This window comes from Burkholderia sp. MSMB1459WGS (assembly GCF_001534535.1).
Classification (GTDB): Bacteria; Pseudomonadota; Gammaproteobacteria; order Burkholderiales; family Burkholderiaceae; genus Burkholderia.
The window spans coordinates 42,806-58,906 of sequence record NZ_LPMU01000087.1 but is presented as its reverse complement, the minus strand read 5'-3'; the positions used below and the strand labels follow the sequence as shown (position 1 = coordinate 58,906).

At 69.9% G+C, this 16,101-nt stretch carries 14 protein-coding genes; 10 read left to right on the top strand and 4 right to left on the bottom strand.

Annotation, left to right across the window (positions count from 1 at the left end; all coding sequences use genetic code 11):
• The first annotated feature begins 13 nt into the window (after positions 1-13).
• Both WT97_RS31590 and WT97_RS31585 read left to right on the top strand, forming a co-directional pair.
• On the top strand, positions 14-1,015 hold the full coding sequence (locus WT97_RS31590; protein ID WP_060355107.1) for a xanthine dehydrogenase family protein subunit M: 1,002 nt from the start codon (positions 14-16) through the stop codon (positions 1,013-1,015).
• On the top strand, positions 1,012-3,237 hold the full coding sequence (locus WT97_RS31585; RefSeq protein ID WP_060355106.1) for a xanthine dehydrogenase family protein molybdopterin-binding subunit: 2,226 nt from the start codon (positions 1,012-1,014) through the stop codon (positions 3,235-3,237). The genes WT97_RS31590 and WT97_RS31585 overlap by 4 nt, the downstream gene beginning before the upstream one ends.
• Before the next feature lie 18 nt (positions 3,238-3,255).
• Here the strand turns inward: WT97_RS31585 and WT97_RS31580 are convergent, their stop codons facing one another.
• Entirely contained in the window at positions 3,256-4,176 is a 921-nt protein-coding gene (locus tag WT97_RS31580) for a LysR substrate-binding domain-containing protein (protein ID WP_059506426.1), read from the bottom strand.
• Positions 4,177-4,286: 110 nt separating this feature from the next.
• Between WT97_RS31580 and WT97_RS31575 the strand changes: the two genes are divergently transcribed.
• Complete coding sequence (locus WT97_RS31575) at positions 4,287-4,925, top strand: glutathione S-transferase family protein (protein ID WP_060355105.1); 639 nt, start codon at positions 4,287-4,289, stop codon at positions 4,923-4,925.
• A 142-nt stretch (positions 4,926-5,067) separates the two neighbouring features.
• Positions 5,068-7,269: a TonB-dependent siderophore receptor gene (locus WT97_RS31570; protein ID WP_060355104.1), complete on the top strand. Its 2,202-nt coding sequence runs from the start codon at positions 5,068-5,070 to the stop codon at positions 7,267-7,269.
• Positions 7,270-7,324: 55 nt separating this feature from the next.
• Here the strand turns inward: WT97_RS31570 and WT97_RS31565 are convergent, their stop codons facing one another.
• The gene (locus tag WT97_RS31565; RefSeq protein WP_060355103.1) at positions 7,325-8,593 is read right to left on the bottom strand and encodes an MFS transporter; all 1,269 of its coding nucleotides are present in this window, start codon (positions 8,591-8,593) and stop codon (positions 7,325-7,327) included.
• Positions 8,594-8,699: 106 nt separating this feature from the next.
• On the opposite strand from WT97_RS31565, the gene WT97_RS31560 reads away from it, so the two are divergent.
• The 3 genes from WT97_RS31560 to WT97_RS31555 all read left to right on the top strand — a co-directional run bounded on the left by WT97_RS31560 (position 8,700) and on the right by WT97_RS31555 (position 10,455).
• On the top strand, positions 8,700-9,752 hold the full coding sequence (locus WT97_RS31560; protein WP_060355122.1) for a LysR substrate-binding domain-containing protein: 1,053 nt from the start codon (positions 8,700-8,702) through the stop codon (positions 9,750-9,752).
• 95 nt (positions 9,753-9,847) lie between these two features.
• A complete protein-coding gene (locus tag WT97_RS33900) occupies positions 9,848-10,075 on the top strand; it encodes a hypothetical protein (protein ID WP_082751515.1) in 228 nt (75 codons plus the stop codon).
• The gene (locus WT97_RS31555) at positions 10,075-10,455 is read left to right on the top strand and encodes a type II toxin-antitoxin system VapC family toxin (RefSeq protein WP_060355102.1); all 381 of its coding nucleotides are present in this window, start codon (positions 10,075-10,077) and stop codon (positions 10,453-10,455) included. The genes WT97_RS33900 and WT97_RS31555 overlap by 1 nt, the downstream gene beginning before the upstream one ends.
• 57 nt (positions 10,456-10,512) lie before the next feature.
• Here the strand turns inward: WT97_RS31555 and dapA are convergent, their stop codons facing one another.
• Complete coding sequence (gene dapA, locus WT97_RS31550; protein WP_060355101.1) at positions 10,513-11,406, bottom strand: 4-hydroxy-tetrahydrodipicolinate synthase; 894 nt, start codon at positions 11,404-11,406, stop codon at positions 10,513-10,515.
• 450 nt (positions 11,407-11,856) lie between these two features.
• On the opposite strand from dapA, the gene WT97_RS31545 reads away from it, so the two are divergent.
• Entirely contained in the window at positions 11,857-12,876 is a 1,020-nt protein-coding gene (locus WT97_RS31545; protein WP_060355100.1) for a sulfate ABC transporter substrate-binding protein, read from the top strand.
• A gap of 165 nt (positions 12,877-13,041) precedes the next feature.
• A complete protein-coding gene (locus tag WT97_RS31540; protein WP_060355099.1) occupies positions 13,042-14,010 on the top strand; it encodes an ion channel in 969 nt (322 codons plus the stop codon).
• A 33-nt stretch (positions 14,011-14,043) separates the two neighbouring features.
• Here the strand turns inward: WT97_RS31540 and WT97_RS31535 are convergent, their stop codons facing one another.
• A complete protein-coding gene (locus tag WT97_RS31535; protein ID WP_060355098.1) occupies positions 14,044-14,658 on the bottom strand; it encodes a glutathione S-transferase family protein in 615 nt (204 codons plus the stop codon).
• A gap of 333 nt (positions 14,659-14,991) precedes the next feature.
• On the opposite strand from WT97_RS31535, the gene WT97_RS31530 reads away from it, so the two are divergent.
• Positions 14,992-15,549, top strand: a complete 558-nt coding sequence (locus WT97_RS31530; RefSeq protein WP_059506405.1) for a DapH/DapD/GlmU-related protein — start codon at positions 14,992-14,994, stop codon at positions 15,547-15,549.
• Positions 15,550-16,101: the final 552 nt, after the last annotated feature.

Here is a 16,101-nt window from a genome sequence, read left to right as displayed (position 1 = left end):
GGAGGGCAGCGCAATGGAAGCGATTTCCTACGAACGCGCGACCGACGTCGCCGGCGCCGTGCGCGCGGCGCAACGGCCCGGCGCGACGTTCATCGGCGGCGGCACGAACCTGCTGGACCTGATGAAGGGCGGCGTCGCGCGGCCCGTCGCGCTCATCGACATTACGCGCATCGCGGGCCTCGACACGGTCGATGCGCTGCCCGGCGGCGGGGTGCGCATCGGTGCGCTCGTGCGCAACAGCGATGCGGCCGATCATCCGCGCATCCGCGCCGACTATCCGCTGCTGTCGCAGGCGCTGCTCGCCGGCGCGTCCGCGCAATTGCGCAACATGGCGACCGTCGGCGGCAACCTGATGCAGCGCACGCGCTGCCCGTATTTCTACGATCCCGCGTTCGCGCAGTGCAACAAGCGCGAGCCGGGCAGCGGCTGCGCGGCGATTGGCGGCCATAACCGGATGCACGCGATCCTCGGCGCGAGCCCGCAGTGCGTGGCGGTGAACCCGTCGGACATGAGCGTCGCGCTCGCCGCGCTCGACGCCGTCGTGCAGGTGAGCGGCCCGCGTGGCGAACGGCAGATTCCGTTCGCGTCGTTTCACCGGTTGCCGGGCGATCGTCCCGATCTCGACACGACGCTCGAACCGGGCGAGCTGATCACCGCGGTGGACTTGCCGCCGCCGCGCTTTGCCGACCATGCGCACTATCTGAAGGTGCGCGACCGCGCGAGCTACGCGTTCGCGCTGGTGTCGGTCGCGGCGGCCCTGCGGATGGACGGCCCGCGCGTCGCCGACGCGCGGATCGCGCTCGGCGGCGTCGCGCACAAGCCGCTGCGTGCGACGCAAGCGGAGCAGCGTCTCGCCGGCCATGCGTTGACCGATGCCGCGCTGAATGAAGCGGCTGCGCTCGCTCTGCGCGACGCACGGCCGCTCGACGGCAACGGCTTCAAGGTCGCGCTCGCGCAGCGCGCGATCGTGCGCGCGGTGAGCACCGCGGCCGGAACGACGGGAGGTGCGGCATGAACACGCTGACCGGACAGCCGCTCGACCGTGTCGACGGCGTGCTCAAGGTGACGGGCGGCGCGCACTACGCGGCCGAGTTTCCCGATGCGCGGCTCGCGCACGCGGTGCTCGTCACGAGCACGATCGCATCCGGGCGGATCGAGTCGATCGACACGGCCCGCGCCCGTGCGATGCCTGGCGTGCTGCTCGTGATGACGCACGAGAACGCGATGCGGCTGCCCAACGGCGGCCGGCCGCCGCTGTCGCCGCCCGCCGGGCGCCGGCTCACGTTGCTGCAGGACGACACGGTGCGCTACAGCAACGAACCCGTGGCGGTCGTCGTCGCCGAAACGCTCGAGCAGGCGACCGACGCCGCGAATGCCGTGCGGGTGCGCTATCGCGCGACCGATGCCGCGCTCGATTTCGCGCATGCGAAGCGCGGCGCACGCGTGCCGCCGAAGCAGCAGGGGCGCCCGATGGACACGCAGCGCGGCGACGTCGATGCCGGCCTGCGCGAAGGCGCGGTGCGCATCGACGCAACCTATACGACGCCGATGCAGCACCACAACCCGATCGAGCCGCACGCGACGATGGCGCACTGGGACGGCCCGACGCTCACGCTGCACGATGCGACGCAGGGCGTGTCGGGCACGAGCACGGCGGTGGCCGCCGTGTTCGGCATTGCGCCGGAACAGGTGCGCGTGATTTCGCCGTTCCTCGGCGGGGGCTTCGGCTGCAAGGGTTCGTCGTGGTCGCACGTGTCGTTGTGCGCGATGGCCGCGAAGCAGGTGGGGCGCCCGGTTCGCCTTGCGCTGACGCGGCCGCAGATGTTCGGCCCGGTCGGCGGACGGCCGTTCACCGAGCAGCGCGTCGTGCTGGCCGCACGCCGGGACGGAACGTTGACGGCGATGCGTCACGACTCGATCGTCACGACGTCGACGTTCGAGGACTGGACGGAAATGTGCGGGATGCCTGCGCGGATCATGTACGCGGTGCCGAACCAGGCGACCACGCACCGGATCGTGTCGCTGAACGTCGGCACGCCGACGTTCATGCGCGCGCCCGGCGAGGCGTCCGGCTCGTTCGCGCTGGAATCGGCGATGGACGAGCTCGCGTGGCGGCTCGGCATGGACCCGGTCGCGCTGCGGCTCGCGAATTACGCGCAGGTCGATCCGCAGGACGGCAAGCCGTGGTCGAGCAACAAGCTGCGCGAGTGCTACGAGGTCGGCGCGCGGCGCTTCGGCTGGTCGCGCCGCACCGGCGCGCCGCGCACGATGCGAGACGGCCACACGCTGATCGGCCTCGGGATGGCGGCCGCCACGTATCCGGCCAACCGCAGCGAGGCGTCGGCGAGCGCGCGCATCTTGCCGGATGGCACGGCCGAAGTCGCGTCGGGCACGCAGGACATCGGCACCGGCACCTACACGGTGATGACGCAGGTCGCGGCCGACGCGCTCGGCTTCGCGCCGCAGAGCGTGCGCTTCGTGCTCGGCGATTCCAGCCTGCCGCGCGCGCCGGTGTCGGGCGGCTCGCAGTCGGCGGCGAGCGTGGCGCCGGCCGTGCGCGAGGCCGCGTTGCAGGCGCGCGCCAAGCTGATTGCGCTGGCGATCGCCGATCCCGGGTCGCCGCTGCACGGCGCCGCGGCCGACGACGTGACGGTCGACGACGGCTGGGTCGTGCAGCGCGGCGACCCGTCGCGGCGCGATCCGGCGGCGGCGGTGATCGCGCGCGCCGGCGGCCGGCCGATCGACGCGCAGGCGACGACGAAGCCGGGCGACGAGAAGTCGCGCTATGCGTCTCATTCGTTCGGCGCGGTGTTTGCCGAAGTGCACGTCGATGCCGCGCTCGGCACGATTCGCGTACCGCGCATCGTCGGTGTCTACAGCGTCGGCCGCGTGCTCAACGCGAAGACGGCGCGCAGCCAGTTGATCGGCGGGATGGTGTGGGGGCTCGGCACCGCGCTCGAGGAGGGCTCGCATCTCGACGTGCGGCACGGCCGCTTCACGAACGCGAATCTCGCCGAATATCACGTCCCCGTGAACGCGGACATCGGCGAGCTCGACGTGAGTTTCGTCGACGAAAGCGACACGCATTTCAATCCGCTCGGCATTCGCGGGATCGGCGAGATCGGCATCACCGGCGTGCCGGCCGCGATCGCCAATGCGGTCTATCACGCGACCGGCGTGCGGGTGCGGGATCTGCCGATCACGCTCGACAAGGTCGTGCCGCCGACGCGCGCATGAGCGTGCCGGCAGGCGGCGTCAGCGCCGCGGCGTCCTGCGCCGCACTTCGCTGCGCAGCCAGTCGAGCCAGGTGCGGATCGCCGCTTCGCGAGGATGGCCGGGGCGCCACACGACGTAGTGCGCGTACACGTCGGTGATGCGCACCGTCGACACGCGCACGAGCGTGCCGTCCGCGAGTTCGGGCTCGATCAGCGAGCGCCGCGCGAGCGCGACGCCGCGGCCTTGCCGCGCCGCATCGATCAGCGCGTTCGCATCGGTGAAGCGCGGCGCGCGCGCGGATTCGGTGAGGTCGAGCCGCGCGGCCTGGAACCACGGCTCCCACGGCTGCGCGGGATGGCGCAGCAGCGTCGCGCGCACGAGGTCGGCCGGCGTGCGCGGCACGACGCCGTCGCGATTGCGGTACGCCGGGCTCGCGACCGGAAAGATCGTCTCGTTCATCAGCTTCTCGGCGACGACGCCGGGCCACGTGCCGGGCCCGTAGCGCAGCGCGACGTCGATGCGGTCGCGCTTGCGCAGCGGCGCGAGCGCCACGTCCGGATGCAGCGAGATCGAGATGTGCGGATGCGCGGCCGCGAAGCGCGGCAGGCGCGGCGCGAGCCAGCGCTCGGCGACGCTCGGCAGCACGCTCACGTTCAGCGTCACGTCGCAGGTGCGCGGGCGGCGGCGCACCGCCAGCGTCGGCTCGAACGCGCGTTCGAGCACGCTCAGGCCCTGGCGCACCTGCAGCGCGAGGGCATGCGCGGCGTGCGTCGGCGTCGCGCCGTTGCGCTCACGCGTGAAAAGCGGATAGCCGAGCTGCGCTTCGAGCGTGCGGATGTGCTGGCTGACCGCGCCCTGCGTGAGCGCGAGTTCGTCGGCCGCGCGCGTGAAGCTCTGCAGCCGCACGGCGGCTTCGAACGCGCGCAGCGTCTGTAGCGGAGGGAGGTGGATGCGTCGCATCGCGCATTAGTATCACTAATGCCCGAGCACGACAATTCATCGTTTGCGGCGGCGGCCCGCGCGTTCCTACACTCGTTGCGTCTTCCACAGGCCCGACGGGCAACGCCACCATGAACGCATATCGTCTTTATCTTTCGCCGGGCGCCTGCTCGCTCGCCGCCCACATCGCGCTGGAAGAAACCGGCGCGCCGTTCGACGTCGAGATCGTGTCGGTCCGCGAGCAGCAGAACCTGACCGCGGACTATCTCGCGATCAATCCGAAGGCGCGCGTGCCCGTGCTCGCGATGCCGGGCGAGCCGCGCGTGCTGACCGAAACGCCGGCGATCCTCACGTATCTGGCGCGTGCGCATCCGAACGCACGCCTGCTGCCGCTCGACGATCCGCTGCGCGAAGCGCGGTGCCACGAATGGCTCGCGTGGCTGGTCGGCTGGGTGCACGGCGTCGGGTACGGCGCGTTGTGGCGGCCGGGGCGCTTCATCGGCGATCCGGCGCTGCACGGCGCGGTCAGCGCGCACGGGCGCAGCACGATCGACGCGGCGAACGTATCGATCGAAGCGGCGCTGGCCGACGGGCGCACGTGGGCCGAGCCAAGCGGCCATTCGATCGTCGATCCGTTCCTGCTAGTGCTGTATCGCTGGGGCATCGCGATCGGGCTCGACATGACGCGGCATCCCGCATGGACCGCCCATGCGCAGCGCGAGGCCGAACGGCCGGCCGCGCGGCGTGCGCTGGCGCGCGAGGCGATTTGACTCGGCGGTGCGCGGCCGGCCGGTGGCCCGGCCATTTCGTTCGGCAGTTCGTTCGGACGACGAAGTTCGGACGTGTCCAATTGCCATGTCGCATCCAATTCTATTGAATGAGAATCATTCTCATCAATAAAGTGGAGTGAACATGAGCCGTTGCATCCAGTCGAGCGCGACGCCGCCGCGGCGCGCGACCGCATCCGTCGCGTTCGCGATGATGACCTGTGCGGCCGCGCCGGCATGCGCGGAGGAAGGCGAGCCGCGCCACGCGCCGCAACTGGACCCGATCGTCGTGCACGGCGCGCGCGACGCCGGTTCGCGCGTCGACCGATCGGGTTCCGCCAAGTATGCGACGCCGCTGCTCGACGTGCCGCAGACGATCACCGTGGTGCCGCGCGCGGTGCTCGACGAACAGCAGGCGCTGAGCTTGCGCGAAGCGCTGTCGAACGTCGCGGGCATCACGTTCAACGCGGGCGAGGGCGGCGGCGGGTCGGGCGACATGTTCAATATCCGCGGTTTCGGCGCGAACGCGAACATGCAGCTCGACGGGCTGCGCGACAGCGCGCAGAACAATCGCAGCGACCTGTTCAACGTCGAGGCGGTCGAGGTGATCAAGGGGCCGAATTCGGTGTTCGGCGGCGCCGGCACGACGGGCGGCTCGGTGAACCTGGTCAGCAAGACACCGAAGGCCGGCACGTTCGCCGAGGCCGGCACGATGCTCGGCACGTCGGACTACCGCCGCGTGACGCTCGATGCGAACCGGCCGCTGCCCGGCGCCGACGGTCGCGCGGCGTTCCGCCTGAATGCGATGGCGCACGTCAACGACGTGCCCGGCCGCGACGACATCCGCAAGCGGCGCTGGGGCATCGCGCCGTCGCTCGCGTTCGGTCTCGGCACGCCGACGCGCGTCACGCTCGGCTATTTCCACCAGTACGACAACAACCTGCCCGACTACGGGTTGCCTGCGCACGACGGCCAGGTGCTGGCCGGCGTGTCGCGCGAGCGCTATTTCGGCTGGCGCAATCTCGACCGCGAACGCATCGCGTCGGATACGTTCACCGTGAAGGCCGAACACGACGTGTCGTCCGGCCTGAAGGTGCAGAACCTGAGCCGCTATGCGCACCTGAATCGCGACACGGTGATTTCGGCGTCGCACGTGAACCTGCAGGGCCTGCCGCCGGGGCGCTACAAGCCGGCCGGGCCGCAAGGCTATGGCCGCGATGCGTCGACCGCGATGTGGGCGAACCAGACGAACGTCACCAGCGCGTTCTCGACGTTCGGCATCGGGCATACGCTGGTCACGGGCTTCGAGATCTCGCGCGAGACGTACGGCCGCACGACCTATTCGTACGGGCTCAACCGCTTCTACCCGGCCGATGGCTTCGCGCTCGCCGCGCCGCCCGGCGTGTGGCGTGGCCCGGCGCAGCGCCAGGACAGTGCGCGCAACGACACCGCGCTGGTCGTGAAGGCGCTGTACGCGTTCGACACGATCTCGGTCGGCCGCTATTGGGACATCGACGTCGGGCTGCGGCACGACTGGATCGATGGCTGGTCGGAAGGCACCGCGGCTGGCAAGCCCACCGAGCGCGCGGATACCGCCGATCGGCATCTGAGCACGCGCGCGGGGCTCGTGTTCAAGCCGACCGACAACGGTCGTGCGTATTTCGCGTACGGCACGTCGTTCAACCCGTCCGCCGAATTCCTCGTGACCACCGGCTCCGGCGTGAGCGCGGCGACCGGCGCGCTCGCGCCCGAGAAAAACGAGAGCGTCGAACTCGGCGCGAAATGGGAAGGGCTCGCGGGCATCGCGCTGAACGGCGCGTTGTTCCAGACCGAAAAGAAGAACGCGCGCGAACGAATGGCCGACGGCAGCTATGCGCTCGCGGGCCGGCAGCGCGTGCGCGGCGTCGAGCTCGGCGCCGCCGGCAAGGTGACGCCGCGCTGGGACGTGTTCGCGAACTACACGTACCTGGCGAGCGTGACCCTCAGCTCGCCGTCGTCGCCGCGGCGCGACGGGCAGGCGCTCGGCAACACGCCGCGGCACGCGTTCAACGTATGGACGACCTATCGGCTGCCTGCGGGCTGGACGCTCGGCTACGGCTCGCACTTCGTCGGCCGGCGCAACGTGACGTCGCAGGGCGACGGCAAGCTCGGCGCGTACTGGGTGCACAACCTGATGGCGAGTTACGACGTGAGCCGCCGGCTGCGCCTCCAGCTGAACGTCGACAATCTGTTCGATCGTGCTTACGTCGAACGCGTGCGGCAGGTGTCGGGCAGCGAATCGCGGTCGTCGGCGGTCGAGCTCGGCGACGGCCGTTCGGCGATGCTGTCGGCCGTGTACAAGTTCTGACCGCGCCGTGCGACGGCGGCCCGCGCTCCGCCCGGTCGGGCGCCGCGCGCGCCCGTCATCGCGCAAACAGCGGATAGGTCGCGCCCGCGATCAACGCCGCCGCGAGCCACACCATGCTCCACGAACTCGCGGCGAGCAGCGGCGGAATCGCGAGCGGCGTCGCGAACAGCCCGAGATAGACGATCGTGTTCGCCATCCCGAGCGCGGTGCCCGCGTGGTTCGCGCCCGCGAGCGTCGCCAGCTCCGTGTACGCGACGCCGTGCCATGCCGACACGCAGATGCCGGCGAACACGAGAATCGCGACGATCGCGGCGAGCGGCACATGCGGGCTGCCGGCCGTCGCCGCCGCGAGCAGCGCGAACGACCCGGCCGCGACGAGCACGGAACCGCGCAGGTACGCGCGCCGGTTGCCGTGCCGGTCGGTATGGCGGCCGCTCCAGACGCGCATCGCCATCGCGCCAAGCTGCAGCGCGACCATCGCCGTGCTGATGCCGGCAAGGCCGAGCCGGCCGAAGTCGTGCAGGAACACCGTCGCGAACGTGAGCACCGCAAATTGCGGCGCGCACAGCAGGCCGATGCCGAGCACGATGCGCCACACGGGGCCGCTCGCGAGCGGGTTGCGCGCGTGGCCGGCGACCTGCGGCCGTCGGGCGGCGCGATGCGTGGCGAGGTACGCCGCGGCCGGCTCGGCGGGCGGCTCGTGCAGCCAGCGCCACGTGAGCGCGGCCGATCCCGCGCACAGCAGCATCAGCGCGCCGAACACCGCGGCGAAGCCGGCGTGCGATGCAAGCGACGGCAGCAGCGCCGCGCCGAGGCCGCCGCCGAGCGGCACGGCCGTCTGGCGGATGCTCATCGCGAGCCCACGCTCCCGCTCGCCGAACCAGCGCATCACCGCGCGCCCGCTCGAACCGTTCACGCTGCCGCCGAGCAGGCCGACGCAGCCCATGGCCGCGACGACGCGCATCAGCGGCGGCGCCGCTTGCGCGGTCGGGACGATCGTGCACACCATCAGCGCGAGCATCGCGGCCGTCGCGACGAGCCCGGCCAGCAGCACGCGGCGGTCGCCGAAGCGGTCGGCGGCGATTCCCCACGGCAGCTCGGACAGCGCGACGCCGAAGCCGAGCGCACCGAGCACGAGGCCGAGTGCGCCGTTGTCGAGATGGTAGGCGGCGCGCATCCACACGGCCGTGGTCGGAATGCCGGCCGCGGCGGCCGAAAAGCTCATGTTGGCGGCGACGCCGGCGGCCAGCACGCGCCAGCGATGGGCCGGCCCGCGCACGTCGCGGGCAGGCGAAGAAGGAGAAGCGATGCACGAGGTATCCATGACGGCAGGCCCGGTTCGAGGTTGACGTGCACAGTTTGGCCGCCTACATTCATCCCGAAAATCGGAAAGTTTTTGATGAATCGTTCGATAAAACAGGATGATTGAGATGCCCGGACAAGACATTCCGCGCGACGGCGGCGAGTCGCTCGCGGCGGCCGATGCCGCGCTGGCGCGGCCCAACTTCGACGTCGCGGCGCTGCGCAGCCTCGTCGCGGGCGTGGATCTCGGCAGTTTCGCGAAGGCGGCGGATCGCGTCGCGCGCTCGTCGTCGGCGGTGAGCGCGCAGATCCGCAAGCTCGAGGAGCAGGCAGGCACGCCGCTGTTCGTGAAAGCCGGGCGCGGGCTCGCGCTGACCGATGCCGGCGACGCGATGCTGCGCTACGCGCGGCGGATGATCGAGCTGAACGACGAGGCGGCCGCGGCCGTGCGCGGCGTGAATCTCGACGGCTGGGTACGGGTCGGGCTGCAGGAGGATTTCGGCGAGGCGATCCTGCCGGACGTGCTCGGGCGGTTCGCGCGTGCGCATCCGAAGGTGAAGATCGAGGCGCGCGTGGCGCGCAACGCCGATCTGCTCGACCGGCTCGATGCGAACCAGCTCGATCTGGCGCTCGTGTGGGGCGATCCGGCGTCGGCGGCGCTCGTGTCGCGGGTGGGGATCGACAGCGAAGCGATCGCGCAGGTGCCGATGCAATGGATCGGCGCGGCGGCGGGCGGTGGTTTCGGTGTGCCGAATGGCGATGGGGGCGCGGGTGGGGCGGGCGGCGCCGGCGAGCCCGGCGGCCGCGCCGTGCGGGCGACGGGCGAGCCGTTGCCGCTCGTCGTGTTCGACCGGCCGTGCCGCTTCTTCGGCGCGGCGACCGATGCGCTCGATCGTGCCGGCGTGCCGTGGCGCGTCGCGTTCACGACGCCGAGCCTGGCCGGGCTATGGGCGGCCGCGGCGGCGGGGCTCGGGCTGACGGTGCGCTCGCATTACGGGCTGCCGGCGTCGGTGCGCGTGCTCGATGCCGCGTCGTGCGGGTTGCCGGCGCTGCCGAGCTTGCCGCTGATCCTGCTGCGGCGCACGTCGTCGGCGACCCCGACGGTCGACCGGCTCGCGCGGATCGTGACGCAGGCGGTGCGGGGGGCGACGGAGGAGGGCGGCGTAGCGCTCGCGGCGTGACGAGCCGCCGAGATCCGGCAGGCATCCCCCATCCGGCTGAATGGATCGTCCGGACGGACTTGACTACAGTGGTGGCATCCAAAGCGGAGGTCATCATGCAACGCGCAAATATCCCCGGCACCACGGCCAATCCATCGCAACAAGTCGACGTTCCGATTTCCGGCGAGGAAACCGCGATCTCGAACCCGCCAGCATCCGGGGATCGGTCCGTATCCGTCAAACGGCCCGTTCGGTTCAGCCTCCTGCAAGGTCAGGTTCGGATTGCTGACGACTTCGACGCACCGCTGCCCGACGACTTGCTGGCTGCTTTTGAAGGGCGCTGATGCGATTGCTGCTCGATACGCACATCTTCTTGTGGAGCGTGACCGATGACCCGAAGCTCAGCGCCCGAGCACGCAGGCTGATCGCGGATGCCGACGAGCGGTTCGTCAGCAGCGCGAGTATCTGGGAAGCCGCGATCAAGGCCGGCTTGGGGAAGCTCGATGTCGACGTGGATCGGCTAGTTCGCGTGCTTCGGGCGAGCGGGTTCCGCGAACTGCCGGTCCGGGCCGTACACTGGGCCGTCGTACGCAGCTTGTCGAGCCATCATCGCGACCCGTTCGATCGGCTGCTCGTTGCGCAGGCCCAGCATGAACCCCTGCAGCTCGTCACTGCCGATGGGCATCTCGCCCGGTACGGCATGTCTGTGGTTCTGACAGTCTGAAACAATCTGGCAGGCGGGAAGCCGGCGGTCGCCGGCCCCCGATGCATGACGGGCCGTTCATACAGCCGCAGCGTGCGGTCCGATTTCCTCGAGTTCCGCACGGAGCCTGCCCAGCCTCTCCCGCAATCCGTCGCTCGCCGGCACGAACGGCAGCCGCAACCCGTCCTCGCACCACCCTTGCGCGGCGAGCACGGCCTTCACCGGCGCCGGGTTCGGTTCCGCGAACAACGCCGCGACGAGCGGCTGCAGCGCGACCGAGAGGCGCCGCGCGTCGGCGAGCCGCCCGTCGCGCAGCCACGCATGAATTCGCACATGCCATTCGGGCAGCACGTGCGCGCTGCTCGCGATCGCGCCGTGCGCGCCCGCGCACATCGCCGCGAAGTTCTGGTTGTCGTCGCCGGACAGGATCGCGAGCGGCGTGTCGTGCACGAGCCGGCTCATCCGGTCGAGCGTGCCGCCGCATTCCTTGATGCCCGCGACGCGCGGATCGCGCGCGAGCGCCTGCAGCGTGTCCAGTTCGACGTTCACGCCGGTGCGGTACGGGATGTTGTAGACGAGCACGGGCAGGTCGGCCGCGTCGACGATCGCCTCGACATGGCGGCGGATGCCGTCCTGCGTCGGCCGCACGTAGACGGGCGGCGTGACGAGCAGCCCGTCGGGACGCAGCGCCGCGAGCTCCCGCGCGCGGGCGGTCGCGAAATGCGTCGCGCTCGCGGTCAGCCCGACGACGATCGGCAGCGCGGGCGCCGCGTCGCGCAGCGTCGCGAATACCGCGTCCTGTTCGCGCGCGTCGAGCAGCACGCCTTCGCCGGTCGTCGCGCCCGCGACGAAGCCTGCGATGCCGGCGGCCGCATAACGGCGTGCGAGCCGCGCGAGCGCCGCGTGATCGACCTCGCCGTGGTGGAACGGCGTGACGATCGGCAGCCAGATACCTTCGAAACGTGTGTTCATGCAAAGCCTCATGGTGGAAACGGAGTGGGAAGGAACCGTTCCGCCGGCGGGGGCCGGAGCGAGGCGTGCGTGCAAGGAGAATGAAACGACCTGCGGGCATCCCGTCCGGCATTCGCCTGACGGGACGCGACGTCCCCGTCAGTCGAGGAGTCGTTTTTTCAGTTTCAGCCCGGCCGCGCGCGCGCCTGCCGCGACGGCGGCGAGGATCGAGGGCGAGCGCAGGGTAGCGGACATGGATGAACCGTGAGTGGGCTGAGCGGCGATCTTAACACCGCGGCGGCAGGGTGCGCGAGCCCCGGCCGTCGTTTAGCAGGATTCGAGATTTGCTTTCCACGACTGATTGGAAGGCGCGCTGCGCCCGGCCGCTAGAATGCCCGCTTACGTTTCGATGACGGCGCGTACGCGTGCGGTCACGCACATTCACCACCACTGGAAACGGGGCATATCACGATGGCAAGCATCAAGGGGATCGGCCGCTGGCTGCACACGGGCGCGGCGGCGGCGCTGGTCGTGGCGGCGGCGGCCGCGCATGCGGACACGTCGATCCTGAACGTGTCGTACGACGTGACGCGCGAGCTGTACAAGGACATCAACGCGAGCTTTGCCGCCGCCTACAAGCAGAAGACCGGCGAGACGGTCACGATCAAGCAGTCGCACGGCGCGTCGAGCGCGCAGGCGCTGTCGGTGCTGCAGGGGCTGCAGGCCGACGTCGTGACGATGAACCAGCCGAACGACATCGACCTGCTCGCCGAGCGCGGCCAGTTGCTGCCGAAGGACTGGCGCGCGCGCTTCCCGGACAACAGCTCGCCGTATTCGACGACGATGGTGTTCCTCGTGCGCAAGGGCAACCCGAAGGCGATCAAGGACTGGAGCGATCTCGCGAAGCCGGGCGTCCAGGTGATCATCGCGAACCCGAAGACGTCGGGCAACGGCCGCTATGCGTATCTCGCCGCCTGGGGCTTCCAGAAGCAGAAGGGCGCGACCGACCAGCAGGCGCTCGACTTCGAGAAGGCGATCTTCCGCAACGTGCCGGTGCTCGATTCGGGCGGTCGCGGCGCGACGACGACGTTCACGCAGCGCGGCATCGGCGACGTGCTCGTCACGTTCGAGAACGAGGTCGCGCTGATGGACACGGGCGCGTCGGGCGGGCAGTTCGACGCGGTGTATCCGTCGGCGAGCATCCTCGCGGAGCCGCCCGTCGCCGTCGTCGACAAGGTGGTCGACAAGAAAGGCACGCGGAAGGTCGCGCAGGCGTATCTCGACTACCTGTACACGCCGCAAGCGCAGGAGATCATCGCGCAGCACCATCTGCGCCCGCGCGACGCGGCCGTGCTGAAGAAGCATGCGGCCGAGTTCAAGCCGCTGAAGACATTCAGCGTCGAGCAGGTCTTCGGCAGCTGGGCGAACGCGCAGAAGACCCATTTCGCCGACGGCGGCACGTTCGACCAGGTGATCGTCGACCGGAAGTGATTGCGGCGGGCGCCACGCGCGAGCCCGCATGACGATGCAGCCGGCCGCTCGCGCGGCCGGCTTTTTTTGCGGCTGCGCGGCGGTTTGCCGTTCCGAACCGCCCCGCATTCCCCGCCGCTGCCGCGCGTGCTACGCTCATCGCCTCCCTGCAACCGGCGCCGCGCGATGAACGTCGATTCGTCCTCCCCAGCCTCCCGCGGCCGTGGCCGCAAGATCTGGTCGGGCACCCGCCCGGTGATCGCGTACGGGATGCCGCCGCTCGGCTGGCGCGATTTCTATCACCGCGCGCTGACGGTGAGCTGGCCCGTGTTCTTCCTGTCGCTCGCGGTGCTGTTCCTGCTGCTCAACGGCGGTTTCGCGACGCTCTACCTGCTGGGCCATGCGCCGATCGCGAACCAGTCGCCGGCCGGCTTCGGCGGCGCGTTCTTCTTCAGCGTCGAGACGCTCGCGACCGTCGGCTACGGCGACATGCATCCGCAGACGGTTTATGCGCACCTCGTCGCGACGTTCGAGATCTTCGTCGGGATGTCGGGCATCGCGCTGGCCACGGGACTCGTGTTCGCGCGGTTTTCGCGGCCGCAGGCGAAGATCCTGTTCGCGCGCTACGCGATCGTGCGGCCGCTGAACGGCCGGATGACGCTGATGGTGCGCGCAGCGAATGCCCGCCAGAACGTGATTGCCGAGGCGCAGGCGAAACTGCGGCTGATGCGCGTCGAAGGCACGCACGAGGGCTATTCGCTGCGCAAGATTCACGACCTGCCGCTCGTGCGCAACGAGCATCCGATCTTCCTGCTCGGCTGGAACCTGATGCACGTGATCGACGAGTCGAGCGCGCTGTTCGGCGAGACGCCCGAATCGCTCGCCGCGCACGACGCGCAATTGCTGATCACGATCGAGGGCTCGGACGAGACCACCGCGCAGGTCATGCAGGCGCGTCATGCATGGGCGCATGGCGAGATCCGCTGGCGCCACCGCTATGTCGACCTGATGCACGACGAGGACGGCATCACGCACATCGATTACACGCATTTTCACGACGTCGTGCCGATCGACGTCGATACCGACGAGCGCGGTTCGCCGGGCGTGGTGATCGACGCGGACGCGTCGGCGCCGGGGCCGGCCGCGCAGACGTGATCGAGGGCGACGAGGGGCCGCCCCCGTTGCGCCTCACCCGTGCAGCAGACGCGCCGCTTCGCGCCGTTCGATCTCGACCGCGCGGCGGAACGCGTCGCGGTCCTCGGCGCGCGCGACGTAGTCGCCGAGCACGCCTTCGTGCGGCAGCAGATGCGCGTCGAACGCGATCTTCAGCGTGCTGGCGAGCAGCAGGTCGGCCGCGGTGAAGCGCTCGCCGACGAGCCAGCGACTGTGGGCGAGCGCTTGTGCGAGGGCGCGCTGCACGCGGGTGATGTTGCCCCAGCCGAACGCAACCGGATTGCCCGACGCGCCGGTGAATTTCTCGGCCATCGCCGGTTCGAGGCAGGTCGGCGTGAAGAACATCCACTGGAGGAAACGGCCGCGCAGCGGATCGTCGGGGGCGATGCCGAGCCCGGCGCCCGGGCAGCGATCGGCGAGATAGAGCAGCACGGCGCCCGATTCGGCGAACGGGGCGCTGCCGTCGTCGAGCGCGGGCAGCTTGGCCATCGGGTTGACCCGCACGAACGCATCGCTGCCCTGTTCGTGCGAGCGCAGATCGACCGGCACGAGTTCGTACACCACACCGATTTCCTCGAGCATCCACAGCGCCCGGAATGCCCGGGTCTTCGGCCAGTAGTAGAGCTTCATCGCGCCTCCGCGTTTGGGTGCAGGTGTCGAGCCGGGGGAGCCTCAAGCGTACCCGAGCCCGGGTGGTTGGGACAGGGGCCCGCAGGGCGGCTGCATGCGGTGAAGCCGGCGGAAGACGCGATGAAACCCTTATGGGACAGGGGTTCTGTAAATAACTAGTTATAAAAAAACTAGCTATTTACAGAAGACCCAGAAAACCCCGGCGAAAAAGCGGCATCACTACAATGTGCCGGGCCCGCCCGCAGCCTCCGCGCACGCGGCAACGCAATCGGCCGTTCGTCCGCGATCATCAACGCATCGCGCAACCCCGCACCTGCTGGAGACCCGTCACGCATGGCAAACGACGATCGCACCACCATCATTCCGCGCAGGACACCCGAATCGGCGGCCATGGTGGCCGAGATCAAACGGGCGATGGCGATCACCGCGCGGCTCAACCGTCTGACGTTCGACGATGCGGCGGACGTGCGCGCATTGTTCGGCGAACTGATCGGCACGCAGGTGGACGACGATTTCGTGCTGATCCCGCCGTTCCATGCGACGGGCGGCGCGGGCATGAAGCTCGGGCGCAACGTGTTCGTCAACCAGAACTGCACGTTCTACGACCTGGGCGGACTCGAGATTGGCGACGACGTGATGATCGGCCCGAACGTCAGCCTCATCACGTCCGGTCATCCGGTCGAGCCGTCGCGGCGACGCGACTGCGTGGTCGCGAAGCCGATCGTGATCGGGCGGAACGTGTGGATCGGCGCGGGTGCGACGGTCATCGGCGGCGTGACGATCGGCGAAAACGCGGTCGTCGCAGCCGCGGCCGTCGTCACCCGGGACGTGCCGCCGAATACGCTGGTCGGCGGCAATCCGGCGAAGGTCATCCGGTCGATCGCGGAATAACGTCGCCCGGGCGTGCCGGCGCGACGAAGCATCGTCGGCGGGATGTGGACAACACGCCGCCAAAGCCACTCGAAACGCTGTGCAATTGAACGGTGAGTGTGCCGCGGAGGCCGTCCGGACAAGCCTTTTCGGCTTTTCCGGGATTTCGTGCGCCAAGGCGTCCGTCGATCGGCAGATGAAGATCCGGTCGCGCCCGCGGTTGTGGATATCCGCGCGTCGAAACGACTCGACGCCCTGTGGTTTTCACAGGTGAGGATGACCGGATGCTGCGTGAGACATGAAGCGGGTTGTGGACAACTCGCGTCCGGACGAAGCGAAATGCTGTGAAATTCAATGGTGAGTGCCGCGACCGATCCGGCTGCGCGCCCGCCCCGGCGCGGGTTTCGGGCCATTGTCGCGGTGCAGGGCGACGCGCATTCTAGCCGATGGCGCGCGTGCGCGCCCCCGGCATGCGGGCCGGGCGACGTCGATATCCGGCTCCGGCCCCCAATCGAACGGCTGTGCATTCTAACGGTGAGCGCCGGTGCGTGGTTCGCAACGCGCGGATTTCGA

Coding starts and splice junctions, on each gene's coding strand:
- WT97_RS31590 (WP_060355107.1), top strand. CDS start 14: ATGGAAGCGATTTCCTACGAACGCGCGACCGACGTCGCCGGCGCCGTG.
- WT97_RS31585 (WP_060355106.1), top strand. CDS start 1,012: ATGAACACGCTGACCGGACAGCCGCTCGACCGTGTCGACGGCGTGCTC.
- WT97_RS31580 (WP_059506426.1), bottom strand. CDS start 4,176: ATGCGACGCATCCACCTCCCTCCGCTACAGACGCTGCGCGCGTTCGAA.
- WT97_RS31575 (WP_060355105.1), top strand. CDS start 4,287: ATGAACGCATATCGTCTTTATCTTTCGCCGGGCGCCTGCTCGCTCGCC.
- WT97_RS31570 (WP_060355104.1), top strand. CDS start 5,068: ATGAGCCGTTGCATCCAGTCGAGCGCGACGCCGCCGCGGCGCGCGACC.
- WT97_RS31565 (WP_060355103.1), bottom strand. CDS start 8,593: ATGGATACCTCGTGCATCGCTTCTCCTTCTTCGCCTGCCCGCGACGTG.
- WT97_RS31560 (WP_060355122.1), top strand. CDS start 8,700: ATGCCCGGACAAGACATTCCGCGCGACGGCGGCGAGTCGCTCGCGGCG.
- WT97_RS33900 (WP_082751515.1), top strand. CDS start 9,848: ATGCAACGCGCAAATATCCCCGGCACCACGGCCAATCCATCGCAACAA.
- WT97_RS31555 (WP_060355102.1), top strand. CDS start 10,075: ATGCGATTGCTGCTCGATACGCACATCTTCTTGTGGAGCGTGACCGAT.
- dapA (WP_060355101.1), bottom strand. CDS start 11,406: ATGAACACACGTTTCGAAGGTATCTGGCTGCCGATCGTCACGCCGTTC.
- WT97_RS31545 (WP_060355100.1), top strand. CDS start 11,857: ATGGCAAGCATCAAGGGGATCGGCCGCTGGCTGCACACGGGCGCGGCG.
- WT97_RS31540 (WP_060355099.1), top strand. CDS start 13,042: ATGAACGTCGATTCGTCCTCCCCAGCCTCCCGCGGCCGTGGCCGCAAG.
- WT97_RS31535 (WP_060355098.1), bottom strand. CDS start 14,658: ATGAAGCTCTACTACTGGCCGAAGACCCGGGCATTCCGGGCGCTGTGG.
- WT97_RS31530 (WP_059506405.1), top strand. CDS start 14,992: ATGGCAAACGACGATCGCACCACCATCATTCCGCGCAGGACACCCGAA.